We start from the raw sequence: 13,757 nt of genomic DNA on the forward strand, positions 1-13,757 counted from the left end.
GCCGGTGACGGCAACCCCCGGGACACTGGACCCGTGCGCCCCGTCAAAGCGACCGCCCTCACCACGGCCATAGCCGCCGGCGTGGCCGTGGCGTCCGTCGCCGCCGGCCGCCTCGCCAGCGACGCCGCGCTGAAGGCGCCCGCCGGACGCCCGCTGCCCACCGAACCCCGCCTCACCGTGCACGGCACCGCCGCCGGCCAGATCACCCTCACCCGCGACCTGGCCTCGCTGCGCCCCGGCACCTACGGCCTCGCCGGCAACGGCTCCCACGCGGTCGTCGGCCCCGTCCTGGACAGCGCCCGGCACACCGCCGACACCGTCGTACGCCGCCTGGAGCGCGTCACGCACGGCACCCTCTCCTCCGGCGACGCGGTGTGGTTCACCCCGAACCTGTACGTCGGCGATCCGTCCGCCGCCCTCGGCCTCGACCACGCCGACGTCCAGGTGCCCGGCGAACTCGGCGACCTGCCCGCCTGGTTCCTGCCCGGCGCCCGGGACACCTGGCTGATCGCCGTGCACGGCCTCGGCGCCACCCGCGAACAGGCCATGAACCTCATGCCCGCCCTGCACGCCCGCCGGATGCCGGTCCTCGCGCTCGCCTACCGCGGCGACCCCGGCGCCCCGCGCCCGCCGGACGGCCTGAACCACCTCGGCGAGACGGAGTGGCGCGACCTGGACGCGGCGATCCGCCACGCCGTCCGCAGCGGCGCCCGCCGGGTCGTCCTGCTCGGCTGGTCCACCGGCGCCACGATGGCCCTGCGCGCCGCCGAGCACTCCGCGCTGCGCGAGCACATCTCCGGACTGGTCCTGGACTCGCCGGTGCTCAGCTGGGAGGCCACGCTGCGCGCCCTCGCCCGCGCCCGGCACACCCCGCCGCCGCTGCTGCCGCTCGCCGTGCGCGCCGCCCAGGGCCGGACCGGCCTGTACGCCGACCGGGTCCCCGAGATCACCGACCCGGGCCGGCTCAGCGTGCCGACCCTGATCTTCCACGGCCCCGACGACCGGGTGGCCCCCTGGGAGTTCTCCCGCAGGCTCGCCCGCCGCCGACCCGACCTGGTCGCCCTGCACACCGTGCCCGAGGCCCCGCACGCGGCGATGTGGAACGCCGGCCCCGAGGAGTACCAGGAACGGCTGCGCCGCTTCCTCACCCCGCTGGTGTGACGGCGCCGGGCCCCGGCCCCGGCGGCCCGGCGGCGAGGATTCCGTTTACGGCCGTACGGCTGGCCTGATCCCCCTCCTCACCGGGCTCCGGACGCCGTGCTCTGGCCTGCCCCGTCGCCCGCCGTGACATTCCGTTTGGGTTTTCGGACCGTCAACCGGAAGACTGCACCCGTGACGTCCCGTATCCCGCGCGACTCCAGGCTCCGACTCGTCCGACCGCGACCCCTGGCCGCCGCCCCCAGAGCTGTGAACCAGCGGCGCCCACGCCGCCCCGCACCCCGGCCGCCGGAGGGCACCCCGGCCCCCGCGGAACTGGCCGGAATGGCCCGCGCCGGACTGGCCGGCCCGGTCCGGGTGGCCCGCTGGGCCGACGCCGCACTCGGCCCCGGCAGCGACGGCGCCACCGCCGACGGCAAGGCCACCCTCTCCGACGCCACCGCCCGGCGCGCCGCCGCCGACCTCGGCCTGAGCGTCGCCCAGGTGCGGGCCGACTGGGACACGGCACGCCTCGCCGGACTCGTCGAGGTGCACGGCGACCGGGCGCGCCCCGGCTGGCGGCTGCGCGCCTGGGACCGCGACGACAGCGCCGTACTGCGCGGCTGGGTCGCCCTCTTCGACGCCTGGTCGCTCGCCTCCCCGGAACCCGAGGAGTTCGAGCCGGCAGCCGTCGCCGAGGTCGTCTCGGCCATGCCCCAGGTGCTCTCCTTCCTCCAGCTGTCCGCCGGGCCCGTCCCGGTCGAGCAGCTGCTCGACCTGCTCCAGCAGCGGGTCACCGAACTGCGCACCGAGCGCTGCGAGGTCCCCCTCGACCCCGGCACCGGCCGGCCCACCGACCCCGGCACCGCCCGGCCGGCGGTGCCGGGAGCCCGGCAGCCCGCCGAACCGGGCGCCGCGCGGCCCGCCGGCTCCGCGGCCACCCGCCCGGCCGTCGCGGCGGCCGGTGACCTCGCCGTGGCCGCACCGGAGGCCCCCGCCACCGGCGACGCCGCGCTCGCGCCGCTGCTCGACTGGGCGCTGCGGGCCCTCGCCGCCGTCGGCGCGCTGACCTACGGCGACGGCCAGGCCACCCTCACCCCGCTGGGCAGCTGGGCGGTGTGGGTCAAGCTGGAGCAGATCTGCGTGGCCGCGCAGAGCCCGGCCGGCAACATCGAGCAGTCCGCCGAGGACATGCTCCGCGGCTGCGCCCAGCTCCGCCCCAACGCCGCCCGCGCCGAGTACCGCGCCTGGCTCGCCGCCCGCACCGTCGGCGACGCCGTCACCGAACTGATCGACGCCGCACGCGGCGAGGACGCCCTCCTGCGCGGCCTGGCCTTCGAGGCGCTGCGCGTCGTGGGCGCCCCCGCCGAGCCCGACGTACGCGCCGTCGTGGACGAACCGGCGCTCAGGCCCTACGCCCTGCTGTGGCTCGCCGAGCACGACGGGATCGACCCGGAGGACGCCCACGAGGTCCTCACCCGGGAGGAGGCGACCTGGCTGTGGGTGGACACCGCCGCCGCCGTCGCCGACCACGGAGAGGCCTCGATGCTGGTCCGGCATCTGGAGGCCGCGGTGCAGCCCACCGTCCCGCAGCTGCTCGACGAGGTCCGCGCCGTCGGGCACCCGCGCACCGTGCAGGTCCTGGTCGCGCTCGCCGCCGCGCATCCCGACCCGGCCCTGGCCAAGGCCGTGCGCCGGGCCGCCTTCCAGGTGCACACCGGAGGCTGAGCCGGCCCGGAGGTCAGCCGGCGATCTCCGGGGCGTACGTCCCGAAGCTCCACACGTTGCCCTCGACGTCCCGGGCCATGTAGTCCCGCGAGCCGTAGTCCTGGTCGGTCGGGGGCATCAGGATGTCCACGCCGTGCTCCACGGCCCGCTGGTGGTGGGCGTCCACGTCGTCCACGACCACGTACACCCCCGCGGGCCCCGCGTCCTTCATCACCGTGTCGAACAGGCCGCCGCGGCCCTTGGAGCCGATCATCACCGCGCCGTTGCCCTGGACCAGCTCGGCGTGCATCACCGTGCCGTCCTCCGTCTCGTACAGCGACAGCTCGGTGAAGCCGAGCGCCTCCGTCAGCTGCTTGATCGCCGCTTTCGCGTCCGCGTACAGCAGCGTGGGGTAGAGGCTCGGCCGTCCGCCGCTCGTCCCTGCCATGCCGATCACTCCCTCGTGCCTCGGGTATGGGGCGTCCCGTTCAGTGTGGCAGCGGCCACTGACAACGCCCGGTGCGCGGCGCCCGCCTCGCCGCATGCCGCACGGATCCACCGCGCGCGCCCGCGACGATCTCCCGGGCCCTCACCGAACGCGCGGACGTAGAAAAACCGCTTGCACGGCCCCGTTAGACTTCCTCCCATGGCCATTCTCCTCGCGCATTAGACGGCGGGAACGTCCTCAGCCGCCCACCCGCCAATCCCTGTACGCCCTGGAGTCTGTCCGTGATCTCCGCCTCCGGTATCGAGCTGCGCGCCGGTGCGCGCGTCCTCATCGAGAACGCCACCTTCCGTGTCGCCAAGGGCGACCGCATCGGCCTCGTCGGCCGCAACGGCGCCGGAAAGACCACCCTCACCAAGTGCCTGGCCGGTGAGGGCATCCCCGCCGCCGGCACCATCACCCGCTCCGGCGAGGTCGGCTACCTCCCGCAGGACCCCCGCACCGGCGACCTGGACGTGCTCGCCCGGGACCGGATCCTCTCCGCGCGCGGCCTCGACGTGCTGATCCGCAAGATGCGGGAGAACGAGGAGCGGATCGCCAACGGCAAGGGCGCCACCCGCGAGAAGGCCCTCAGGCAGTACGAGCGCCAGGAGACGGAGTTCCTCACCAAGGGCGGGTACGCCGCCGAGGCCGAGGCCGCCACCATCGCCGCCGCGCTCAACCTGCCCGACCGCGTACTCGGCCAGCCGCTGCACACGCTCTCCGGCGGTCAGCGGCGCCGTATCGAGCTGGCCCGGATCCTGTTCTCCGACGCGGACACCCTCCTGCTGGACGAGCCGACCAACCACCTCGACGCGGACTCCATCATCTGGCTGCGGGACTACCTGAAGACCTACCGCGGCGGCTTCATCGTCATCTCCCACGACGTCGACCTGGTCGAGACGGTCGTCAACAAGGTGTTCTACCTGGACGCCAACCGGGCCACGATCGACATCTACAACATGGGCTGGAAGCTCTACCAGCAGCAGCGCGAGGCCGACGAGAAGCGCCGCAAGCGGGAGCGCGCCAACGCCGAGAAGAAGGCCGCCGCGCTCAACGCCCAGGCCGACAAGATGCGCGCCAAGGCCACCAAGACGGTCGCCGCGCAGAACATGGCCCGCCGTGCCGAGAAGCTGCTCGCCGGCCTCGAAGAGGTCCGCATGTCCGACAAGGTCGCCAAGCTCCGCTTCCCGGAGCCCGCGCCCTGCGGCAAGACCCCGCTGATGGCCGAGGGCCTGTCGAAGTCGTACGGCTCGCTGGAGATCTTCACCGACGTCGACCTGGCCATCGACAAGGGCTCGCGGGTCGTGATCCTCGGTCTCAACGGCGCGGGCAAGACCACCCTGCTGCGGCTCCTGGCGGGCGTCGAGCAGCCGGACACCGGCGCGGTCGTCCCCGGCCACGGCCTCAAGCTCGGCTACTACGCCCAGGAGCACGAGACCCTGGACCCCGACCGCACGGTCCTGGAGAACATGCGCTCCGCCGCGCCCGACATGGACCTGGTCGAGGTGCGCAAGGTGCTGGGCTCGTTCCTGTTCTCCGGCGACGACGTCGACAAGCCCGCCGGGGTGCTCTCGGGCGGCGAGAAGACCCGGCTCGCGCTCGCCACCCTGGTCGTCTCCTCGGCGAACGTGCTCCTGCTCGACGAGCCGACCAACAACCTCGACCCGGCCAGCCGCGAGGAGATCCTCGGCGCCCTGCGCACCTACAAGGGCGCGGTCGTCCTCGTCACCCACGACGAGGGCGCCGTCGAGGCGCTGCAGCCGGAGCGGATCATTCTGCTGCCGGACGGCGTCGAGGACCTGTGGGGCTCCGACTACGCGGACCTCGTCGCCCTGGCGTGATCCACTGCGTATGGATCATTCGGCTCATCCGTGATCCATCATCTGTGTGAGATCTCCTCGTATCGGGGTGTGTCCTACACGCATTTTCCGGCCGATCCCTTGCGCGCCAAGGGGTCGGCCGTTTCGCGTCCCTGACCTGGCACTTCGCGAATCCACCCGTTCGGCCCCACCGACACCACCCTTTGGAATCCTTGATTCCGCTTGTGGGGATCCACTCCTGTCGTCACAACGATGTCTCACGGACCTTGCCGAATGGGTGGCCATCACGCCCGGGAGGGGTGATCATGAGGAGACCAGAGCGCACTTCCCATGAGGAGGCACGGGTGGCCGAGACTCTGAAGAAGGGCAGCCGGGTGACCGGCGCCGCGCGCGACAAGCTCGCGGCAGACCTGAAGAAGAAGTACGACTCCGGTGCGAGCATCCGAGCACTGGCCGAGGAGACCGGCCGCTCGTATGGCTTCGTGCACCGGATGCTCAGTGAGTCGGGCGTCACGCTTCGTGGGCGTGGCGGAGCGACCCGGGGCAAGAAGGCCGCATCGTCCTGACCCCCGGGCGGCCCACCGGCTTCGATGGTGGCCATCCGGCCGGCCTCACCGCCGGGCCTGTGAGGGGCCCGGGGGCACTCCGGACCGGCCGGGTGGTTACTGTGCAGTCACTTAGCATGCCGTAACGGCACTGCGTGATGACCGCACCCATCGGAGGCGCCCCATGGCTTCGCCCGACCAGGACCTCGCTCCTGTACTCGACAAGGACGGCGTACGGCTCACCGTCGACGACGCGCTCGCCACGGTGACGCTGACCAACCCGGCCAAGCGCAACGCGCAGAGCCCCGCTCTGTGGCGGGCGCTGACCGAGGCCGGCCGGCTGCTGCCGGGCTCCGTCCGCGTCGTCGTGCTGCGCGGCGAGGGCACGTCCTTCTCCGCCGGGCTGGACCGGCAGATGTTCACCCCGGAGGGGATTCCGGGCGAGCCGACCTTCATCGAGCTCGCGCGCCGCGACGACGCCGGGCTCGACGCGACCATCGCCGAATACCAGGAGGCGTTCACCTGGTGGCGGCGCAGCGACATCGTGTCCATCGCCGCCGTCCAGGGGCACGCCATCGGGGCCGGCTTCCAGCTCGCGCTCGCCTGCGATCTTCGCGTCGTCGCGGACGACGTGCAGTTCGCCATGCGCGAGACCAGCCTCGGCCTCGTGCCCGACCTGACCGGCACGCACCCGCTGGTCGGTCTCGTCGGGTATGCCCGCGCGCTGGAGATCTGCGCGACCGGGCGGTTCGTCGGCGCCGAGGAGTCCGTGGCGTCCGGACTGGCCAACGTCGCCGTGCCCGCGGACCAACTCGACGACGCCGTACGGGACTTGGCGGCCGCGCTGCTGGCCGCACCGCGCGACGCCGTGGTGGAGACCAAGGCACTCCTGCGCGGTGCCCAGGACCGGGACTTCCAGGCCCAGCGCGCGGCCGAGCGCGCCGCTCAGGCCCGCCGCCTCAGGGACCTGGCGGGCCTCGGCGAATGAGCCCCGCACCGCAGACGGGCTGAGGCCGTCGTCCGGAACCGGCGGCGTTACGTCACGGCGCCTCCCGGCCGCCGGATCCCACGACGGCCCGGACGACTCCGCGACGGCCGGGACGACCCCGCGACGCGGCCTAGTCCACCGCCGTCACCAGTACCGCCACCGTGGGTCTGTCCTCCAGCGCGTCCCGTACGGCCGAGCGGACCTGCCGGGCCACGTCGAGGGCCCGGTGGTCCGCGCTCGCCGTCAGCTCCACGCGCGCGTGCCGGTGCGGCAGTCCGGGCTGTGCGGTGCCGGCGGTGCGCTCCTCCAGGTGCACCGCCCGGCCGAGCCCGCCGAGGGAACCCGTCAGAGCGGTCACCCCGGGCACGGAGAGCGCGGCGGCGGCCACCCGGGCCTCCTCGGGGTGCGTGGGTTCCCGTGCGGGCGCCGGCCGCGGTGGGCGTACGTCCGCGGCCGGCGCCCCCGCCTCCAGAAGGTCGGTGACCCGCAGGTCCACCTCCGTCACCGTGAGCCCGAGCCGCTCCGCCGCGGCCGTCGCCAGTGCCCGCCGCAGCCGGGACGCCACCGCCGGCAGCGGCTCGGCGGCCGTCGCGGCGAAGTCCGCCGTCAGCCGCAGCGCGCCGGGCGGCAGCGCGCTCGGCGGCGCCGGCACGACGGACTCCGGCGCCTCCTCCGGATCGGCCAGTCCCAGCCGCAGCCCGCCCAGCCGCACCCCGGACATCCCCTCCGCCGCCCGCCGCAGCACCGCCGCGGCCGCGGGCTCCGCGATCCACGCGCCGTCACCGGGCCCGCCGAGCGGCAGCAGCCTGCCCAGCCCCACCTGGCGTCGCACCGCCTGTACCCACTCCTGCGCCGTCATTCCTCCAGCCTGCCGTATCGCGGGCGCGCCGCCGGGGAAGCCCGCATACGGTGGACGGAGGACATCGAAGGGGACGACCACCGAAGGGACGGACGGCGATGACCGACCTGACGACCACCCCCGAGGGTGAGCCCGAGACGCAGGTGTCGGCCTCGGCCCGCAAGACCACCCGGCGCGGCGGCGGCGATCCGGCCGCCCGCGGCCGGACCACCATCGCCGACGGCGTCGTGGAGAAGATCGCCGGTCTCGCGGCCCGGGACGTCGTCGGCGTGCACGCCATGGGCGGCGGCCTGGCCCGCACCTTCGGCGCCGTGCGCGACCGGGTGCCGGGCGGCTCCAAGTCGGTGGCCCGGGGAGTGAAGGCCGAGGTCGGCGAGGTGCAGACCGCGCTCGACCTGGAGATCGTCGTGGACTACGGCGTCGCGATCGCCGACGTGGCCCGCGCCGTACGGGAGAACGTGATCGCGGCGGTGGAACGCATGACCGGACTGGAGGTGGTCGAGGTCAACATCGCCGTGAGCGACGTCAAACTGCCCGAGGAGGAAGAGGAGCCCGAAACGCCCCGGATCCAGTGACCTCGCCCCGCACACCCCGATGAGCTGAGGAGCGCTGCATGAGCATGGCCGTGGCCGGCATGATCGCCGGAATGGCGCTGGGATTCGCCGGGTATTTCGGCGGCTTCAGCGCGTTTTTGCTGGTGGCGGCGCTGGGCGCGGTCGGTTTCGTCGTAGGCCGGTTCGCGGACGGCGACCTGGAACCGCGTGACTTCTTCCGCACCCGCGACACCCGGCGCGACCGGCGGTGAGACGACGATGACCGCCCGGACGGGCGCGGTGCGCCCGCCGGCGGACCTGGTGCCGCCCGGCGAGCGCGGCGCCCTGCGGATCGCCGACCGGGTGGTGGCCAAGATCGCCGCGCAGGCCGCCCGCGAGGCACTGTCCCCGCCGTCCGCCGACGCGGCCGCCCCGCACGCCACGGTCGTCGTCCACCGCGGCACGGCCCGCGTCAGCGTCCGCGTCGAACTCGGGTACCCCTGCGACGTCGGCGCCCGCTGCGCCGCCGTGCGTCGCCAAGTCACCGAGCGGGTAGGCGCGTTGACGGACATGGAGGTGCCCGAGGTCGCCGTCCGGGTCGAACGGCTCCACCTGGCACCGCACGGGAGGGCGTGATGAGCGAGCCACAGCCGACCGCACCGACCCTCGAGAAGGGCCCCGGCAGCGCCCCGCCCGCCCCCGCCGAGGGCAGCGGCCGCTTCTGGTCGCCGCGCCGCGTCCCGGCCGCCGTCGTCGCGGTCCTGCTGCTGGGCGGCGCCGGCCTGCTGCTGTACGACATCGTCGCCGTGCGCGCCCACCGCCCCGCCATGCGCTGGCGCCGGGCACTGGCCCGGCAGCTGGCCGAACGGCCGCTGGACGACGCCTGGGTGCTGGCCGGCGCGGCCGTCGCCGCCGTGCTCGGCCTGTGGCTGATCGTCCTCGCGCTCACGCCCGGTCTGCGCGGCCTGCTGCCCATGCGGCGCCCGCACCCCCAGGTCCGCGCCGCCCTCCGGCGGGACACGGCCGCGCTCGTGCTGCGCGACCGGGCCATGGACGTCTCCGGCGTCCGGTCGGTCCGGGTGCGGATGCGCCGCAGGAAGGCCGACGTGCGTGTCCTGGCGCACTTCCGCGGTCTGGACGAGGTGGGCGCCGACCTGAACACGGTGCTCAGGGAAGCCCTCCAGGGGCTCGGCCTGCCCCGGCCGCCCACGCTGTCCGTGCGGGTGGCCCGGCCAGGGCGCAAGGGGTGAGGCGATGCGCAGCGCAGTCCTCCACCGCCTGCTGCTGGCCCTCGTCGGCTTGGTCCTGCTCGCGGTCGGCGGTGCGGTCCTGGCCGTCGGCCTGGGCGCGCCGCCGCCGTCCTGGTGGATCCACACCGGCCCGCACGACGTGCTGCTCAGCAGGTCGGAACGCACCCACTGGCGGACCGCCGGCTGGTGGTGGCCGGCCGTCATCGCCGCGCCGGCCCTGGTGCTCCTGCTCGCCCTGTGGTGGCTGACGACGGCCCTGCGCCGCCGCCGGCTGACCGAGGTCGTGGTCGACACCGGCGACGGCGCGTCCGCCCTGCTGCGCGCCCGCGCCCTGGAGTCGGCGCTGGCCGAGGACGCCGTACGGCAGGAGGGGGTGGCCCACGCCGAGATCCTGCTGCACGGCAGCCGTACGGCGCCCGTGGCGCGGGTGTGGCTCCAGCTGGAGCCGTACGTGGACCCGGCGAAGGCCCTGCACGCGTTCACCACGCAGACCCTGGCGCGCGCCCGCGAGTCGGCGGGTCTGGCCGCGCTTCCGGCGCACGTGCACCTTCGGGCGGTCGGGCACCGCGCGGAGCGGGTCCTGTGACGCGCTGCCGTGCGGGCCGTCCGGCGCGGTGCGGCCGTCGCTCGCGGCGCGCCGGCCGGCCCGCCCGAAGGCGCGCGTCGTGCGTCGGCCGACCCGCACGATGCGGCGCGGGCCCGGCGGTCAGAACCCGTGCCGCATGCCCCCGTCCACCGGCAGCATGATCCCGCTGAGATAGGAGGCGGCCGGCGACAGCAGGAACGCCGCGACGCGGCCGAACTCCTGCGGCGTGCCGTACCTGCGCAGCGGGATCCGGGACTCGTTGGCGGCGCGGGTGGCCTCGGGGTCGGCGGACAGCGCGTCCAGCTCGCGCACGCGGTCGGTGTCGATCCGCGCCGGCAGCAGGCCCACCACCCGGATGCCGCGCGGCCCGAGCTCGTCGGCGAGCGACTTGGCGAAGCCGGCGAGCCCCGGCCGCAGCCCGTTGGAGATGGTCAGCCCCGGGATCGGCTCGTGCACCGACCCGGAGAGCACGAAGCCGATGACCCCGCCCTCCGCCAGCTCGGCCGCCGCCGCACGGGCGAGCCGTACCGCACCGAGGAACACCGACTCGAACGCGTCCCGCCACTGCTCGTCGGTGTTGTCGGCCACGAACCCCGGCGCCGGGCCGCCCACGCTCACCAGTACGCCGTGGAACGCGCCGAAGGAGTCACGGGCGGCCGCGATCAGCCGCTCCGGCGCCTCGGGGTCGGCGTTGTGCACGGCCACGCCGGCCGCGTTCGGGCCCAGCTCCGCGGCGGCCTCGGCCACCCGCTTCTCGTCCCGGCCGCTGATCACGACCTTCGCCCCGTCGGCGACGAGTTCCCGCGCGGCGGCGTTGCCCAGCCCGCGGGTCGCCCCGGTGACGACGTACACCCGGTCCTTCAGTCCAAGATCCATGGCCCCTATCCTGCCTGCTCGTCCCCGTGGAGCGTGAGGGCGGTGTTCACCAGGCCGATGTGGCTGAACGCCTGCGGGAAGTTGCCCAGCTGGCAGCCGTCGACCGGGTCGTACTCCTCGGCCAGCAGGCCCACGTCGTTGCACAGGCCCACCAGCCGGTCGAACAGGTCCCTCGCCTCCTTGGTCCGGCCGGTCATGTGCAGCGCGTCGGCCAGCCAGAACGAGCAGGCCAGGAAGGCGCCCTCGCCGCTCGGCAGCCCGTCGATCACCGAGTCCTCGGTGTCGTAGCGGCGCAGGAAGCCGCCGTGTCCGAGGTCCTCGCGGATCGCGTCGACCGTGCCGACGACCCGCGGGTCGTCGGGCGGCAGGAAACCGACGCGCGGAATGAGCAGCAGCGCCGCGTCGAGTTCCCGGGAGCCGTAGTACTGGGTGAAGGTGTTGCGCCCGGGGTCGAACCCCTTCTCGCACACCTCCTGGTGGACCTCCTCGCGCAGCCTGCGCCAGCCCTCCAGGTCGCCGTCGAGGTCCCGGTACCGCTCGAGTGTCCTCACGGCCCGGTCGGCGGCCACCCACACCATCACCTTGGAGTGCACGAACTGCTGCCGGCCGCCGCGCACCTCCCACAGGCCCTCGTCCGGCTGCCGCCACGCCGTCTCGAGGAACCCCATCAGGGACCGCTGCATGGCCCACATGTGCGGGCGGGGAGACAGCCCCGCGCTGCGGGCCAGCGCGAGGGAGTCCATCACCTCGCCGTACACGTCGAGCTGGAGCTGGTCGACGGCGCCGTTGCCGATGCGCACAGGGGCGGAGCCGGCGAAGCCGGGCAGCCAGTCCAGTTCCGTCTCCGGCAGCCGCCGCTCGCCCGCGACGCCGTACATGATCTGCAGGTCGGCCGGGTTGCCCGCGACCGCGCGCAGCAGCCAGTCGCGCCACGCGGACGCCTCCTCGTGGTAGCCGGCGCTGAGCAGCGCGCCGAGGGTGAGGGTGGAGTCGCGCAGCCAGCAGTACCGGTAGTCCCAGTTGCGCACGCCGCCCGGCTTCTCCGGCAGGGAGGTGGTCGCGGCCGCGACGATCCCGCCGGTCGGGGCGTAGGTGAGCGCCTTCAGGGTGATCAGGGAGCGGACGACCGCGTCCCGGTGGGGGCCGGCGTAGCGGCACTGCCGGGCCCAGCACCGCCAGTCGGTGACGCTGCTCTCGAGGGCCTCGTAGGGGTCGGCGAGCGGCGGGCGGCGCTCGTGCGAGGGGTGCCAGGTGAGCACGAACGCCACCCGTTCGCCCTCGGCGACGGTGAACTCGGAGTGGGTGCCGAAGTCCTCGCCCCAGGTGTGCACGGCCGGCTCGGAGCGCAGCCACGCCGAGTCGGGTCCCGCGACGGCCACCCGGTGCCCGTCCGAGCGGCGCACCCACGGTGTGATCGAGCCGTAGTCGAAGCGCAGCCGCAGGGTGCTGCGGACGGTGACCCGGCCGCCGGTCCCCTCGACGATGCGTACGACGTCGGGGGCCCGGTCGCGCTGCGGCATCAGGTCGGTGACGCGGACCGAGCCGTCGGGGGTCTCCCACTCGGTGTCGAGGACGAGGGTGTCGGGCCGGTAGGCGCGCCGGGCGCAGGTGCCGGCTCCCTTCGGGGCGATCCGCCAGTAGCCGTGGTCCTCGTCGCCCAGCAGCCGGGCGAAGCAGGCGCCGGAGTCGAAGCGGGGCAGGCAGAGCCAGTCGATCGAGCCGTCCCTGCCGACCAGTGCGGCCGTCTGCTCGTCACCGATGAGGGCGTAGTCCTCGATGCGCGCGTTCACGGGATGCGGTTTCCCGGCGGATCAGGGGGCCAATCAGCGGTGCGCCGGGGGGGGTGAGGGGCGTGCGGCGGTGCCGGGTCACACGGCGGCCGGTGCGCTCTCCTCCGGCTTCGCCTCCGCCGCGGCCTCCTCGCGCTCGCGGATCTCCCGGCGGGCCAGGAACCACCAGCCGACCGGGACGCCCGCGGCGAACAGCCACCACTGGATCATGTAGGCGTAGTTCAGCGGGGCGTCCTCGCTGCCGGGATCGGAGATCTGCTCCGGGCCGCCCTTGGGCGTGGGCGCGGTCTGCTCGACATAGCCGCCGAGCACCTGCGCGCCGAGCCGGTGCGCCTCCTGCTCGCTGTTGATCAGCATGACCTGCCGGTCGGGCAGGCCCTTGACGTTCTTGATGCCGCTCGCCGCGGTCGTCTCGTCGGCCATCAGCCGCCCGGTGATGGTGGTCCGGTCGGACGGCGGGGCGGGGATCTTCGGGAACGCGGTCTGCGCGCCGTCCGCGGGGATCCAGCCGCGGTTGACGAGGAGCACCTTGCCGTCGGTGAGGACGAACGGGGTGAGCACGTGGAAGCCGACCTCGCCGTCGGAGTTGGTCCGGCGCCGGACCACTTCCTGCCGGGCGGTGTCGAAGGTGCCGGTCGCGGTGACCGTGCGGTACCGCTCGGTGCGGGTCACGGCGTGCCCGGGGGAGGACAGCCGCTCGACCGGGACGGGCCTGGCGTGCAGCGCGGCGGAGACCAGGTCGTTGCGGGCGGTGCGTTCTTCGTACCGGTGCTTCTGCCAGAAACCCAGCCTGATCATCGTCGGGATCAGCGCGATCGCGACGAGCGTGAGGATCACCCACTGGCGGGACAACAGGAAGCGGTAGCGGTGCACCCCACGACGGTACCTCCGGGCCGTGGGGTGCATTCAGGCGGGTACCGGGTCACACCCGGTCGACGATCCCCACCTTTCCCTCGGCGCGGGCGCAGTGCGCCCCGCAGTAGAACTTGCCGTCGGCCTCCACGCCCTGCCCGATGATCTGCACCCGGCAGTGCTCGCAGATGGGGGCCATCCGGTGGATCGCGCAGGAGAAGCAGTCGAAGACGTGCACCGCGCCCTGTGCGTGGACCTCGAAGGCCATACCGTAGTCATTGCCGCAAACTTCACATTTCGCCATGCGCCACAGGGTGGGCCGTCCCC

16 protein-coding genes are annotated in these 13,757 nt (G+C 74.3%); 10 read left to right on the forward strand and 6 right to left on the reverse strand.

Annotated features, from left to right (window positions below; genetic code table 11):
• Window positions 1–33 precede the first annotated feature (33 nt).
• Window positions 34–1,161 carry an alpha/beta hydrolase gene (locus tag OG956_RS28295; RefSeq protein WP_330340829.1) on the forward strand — a complete coding sequence of 376 codons (1,128 nt, stop codon included), beginning with the start codon at window positions 34–36 and terminating at the stop codon, window positions 1,159–1,161.
• 321 nt (window positions 1,162–1,482) lie between these two features.
• Window positions 1,483–2,865 (forward strand): hypothetical protein, encoded by a 1,383-nt coding sequence (locus tag OG956_RS28300; protein ID WP_330340830.1) that lies wholly within the window; start codon window positions 1,483–1,485, stop codon window positions 2,863–2,865.
• A gap of 13 nt (window positions 2,866–2,878) precedes the next feature.
• Here OG956_RS28300 and OG956_RS28305 read toward each other — a convergent pair whose 3' ends face one another.
• Entirely contained in the window at window positions 2,879–3,292 is a 414-nt protein-coding gene (locus tag OG956_RS28305) for a VOC family protein (RefSeq protein ID WP_330340831.1), read from the reverse strand.
• A gap of 281 nt (window positions 3,293–3,573) precedes the next feature.
• On the opposite strand from OG956_RS28305, the gene OG956_RS28310 reads away from it, so the two are divergent.
• From OG956_RS28310 to OG956_RS28320, 3 genes are all read left to right on the forward strand, one after another.
• A complete protein-coding gene (locus OG956_RS28310; RefSeq protein ID WP_330340832.1) occupies window positions 3,574–5,172 on the forward strand; it encodes an ABC-F family ATP-binding cassette domain-containing protein in 1,599 nt (532 codons plus the stop codon).
• Window positions 5,173–5,495: 323 nt separating this feature from the next.
• Entirely contained in the window at window positions 5,496–5,717 is a 222-nt protein-coding gene (locus OG956_RS28315; protein ID WP_004002281.1) for a helix-turn-helix domain-containing protein, read from the forward strand.
• A 163-nt stretch (window positions 5,718–5,880) separates the two neighbouring features.
• On the forward strand, window positions 5,881–6,684 hold the full coding sequence (locus tag OG956_RS28320; protein ID WP_330340833.1) for an enoyl-CoA hydratase/isomerase family protein: 804 nt from the start codon (window positions 5,881–5,883) through the stop codon (window positions 6,682–6,684).
• 130 nt (window positions 6,685–6,814) lie between these two features.
• On the opposite strand, the gene OG956_RS28325 is transcribed toward OG956_RS28320, so the two are convergent.
• The gene (locus OG956_RS28325; protein WP_330340834.1) at window positions 6,815–7,543 is read right to left on the reverse strand and encodes a nucleopolyhedrovirus P10 family protein; all 729 of its coding nucleotides are present in this window, start codon (window positions 7,541–7,543) and stop codon (window positions 6,815–6,817) included.
• Window positions 7,544–7,641: 98 nt separating this feature from the next.
• Between OG956_RS28325 and OG956_RS28330 the strand changes: the two genes are divergently transcribed.
• Genes OG956_RS28330 through amaP form a run of 5 tightly spaced genes read left to right on the forward strand, consistent with a single transcriptional unit; the run spans window position 7,642 to window position 9,912 of the window.
• Window positions 7,642–8,118: an Asp23/Gls24 family envelope stress response protein gene (locus OG956_RS28330; RefSeq protein ID WP_330340835.1), complete on the forward strand. Its 477-nt coding sequence runs from the start codon at window positions 7,642–7,644 to the stop codon at window positions 8,116–8,118.
• Window positions 8,119–8,156: 38 nt separating this feature from the next.
• Entirely contained in the window at window positions 8,157–8,348 is a 192-nt protein-coding gene (locus OG956_RS28335) for a hypothetical protein (RefSeq protein ID WP_330340836.1), read from the forward strand.
• A gap of 7 nt (window positions 8,349–8,355) precedes the next feature.
• On the forward strand, window positions 8,356–8,712 hold the full coding sequence (locus OG956_RS28340) for an Asp23/Gls24 family envelope stress response protein (RefSeq protein ID WP_330340837.1): 357 nt from the start codon (window positions 8,356–8,358) through the stop codon (window positions 8,710–8,712).
• A complete protein-coding gene (locus tag OG956_RS28345; RefSeq protein WP_330340838.1) occupies window positions 8,712–9,326 on the forward strand; it encodes a DUF6286 domain-containing protein in 615 nt (204 codons plus the stop codon). The genes OG956_RS28340 and OG956_RS28345 overlap by 1 nt, the downstream gene beginning before the upstream one ends.
• Before the next feature lie 4 nt (window positions 9,327–9,330).
• The gene (amaP, locus tag OG956_RS28350) at window positions 9,331–9,912 is read left to right on the forward strand and encodes an alkaline shock response membrane anchor protein AmaP (RefSeq protein WP_330340839.1); all 582 of its coding nucleotides are present in this window, start codon (window positions 9,331–9,333) and stop codon (window positions 9,910–9,912) included.
• A gap of 120 nt (window positions 9,913–10,032) precedes the next feature.
• Here amaP and OG956_RS28355 read toward each other — a convergent pair whose 3' ends face one another.
• The 4 genes from OG956_RS28355 to OG956_RS28370 all read right to left on the reverse strand — a co-directional run bounded on the left by OG956_RS28355 (window position 10,033) and on the right by OG956_RS28370 (window position 13,734).
• The gene (locus tag OG956_RS28355) at window positions 10,033–10,788 is read right to left on the reverse strand and encodes an SDR family oxidoreductase (RefSeq protein WP_330340840.1); all 756 of its coding nucleotides are present in this window, start codon (window positions 10,786–10,788) and stop codon (window positions 10,033–10,035) included.
• 5 nt (window positions 10,789–10,793) lie between these two features.
• A complete protein-coding gene (locus OG956_RS28360) occupies window positions 10,794–12,578 on the reverse strand; it encodes a glycoside hydrolase family 15 protein (protein WP_330340841.1) in 1,785 nt (594 codons plus the stop codon).
• Window positions 12,579–12,656: 78 nt separating this feature from the next.
• Window positions 12,657–13,451 (reverse strand): SURF1 family cytochrome oxidase biogenesis protein, encoded by a 795-nt coding sequence (locus tag OG956_RS28365; protein WP_443065621.1) that lies wholly within the window; start codon window positions 13,449–13,451, stop codon window positions 12,657–12,659.
• 49 nt (window positions 13,452–13,500) lie between these two features.
• Complete coding sequence (locus OG956_RS28370; RefSeq protein WP_330340843.1) at window positions 13,501–13,734, reverse strand: hypothetical protein; 234 nt, start codon at window positions 13,732–13,734, stop codon at window positions 13,501–13,503.
• Between the last annotated feature and the right edge of the window lie 23 nt (window positions 13,735–13,757).

The organism is Streptomyces sp. NBC_00557 (assembly GCF_036345995.1).
Taxonomy (GTDB): domain Bacteria; phylum Actinomycetota; class Actinomycetes; order Streptomycetales; family Streptomycetaceae; genus Streptomyces.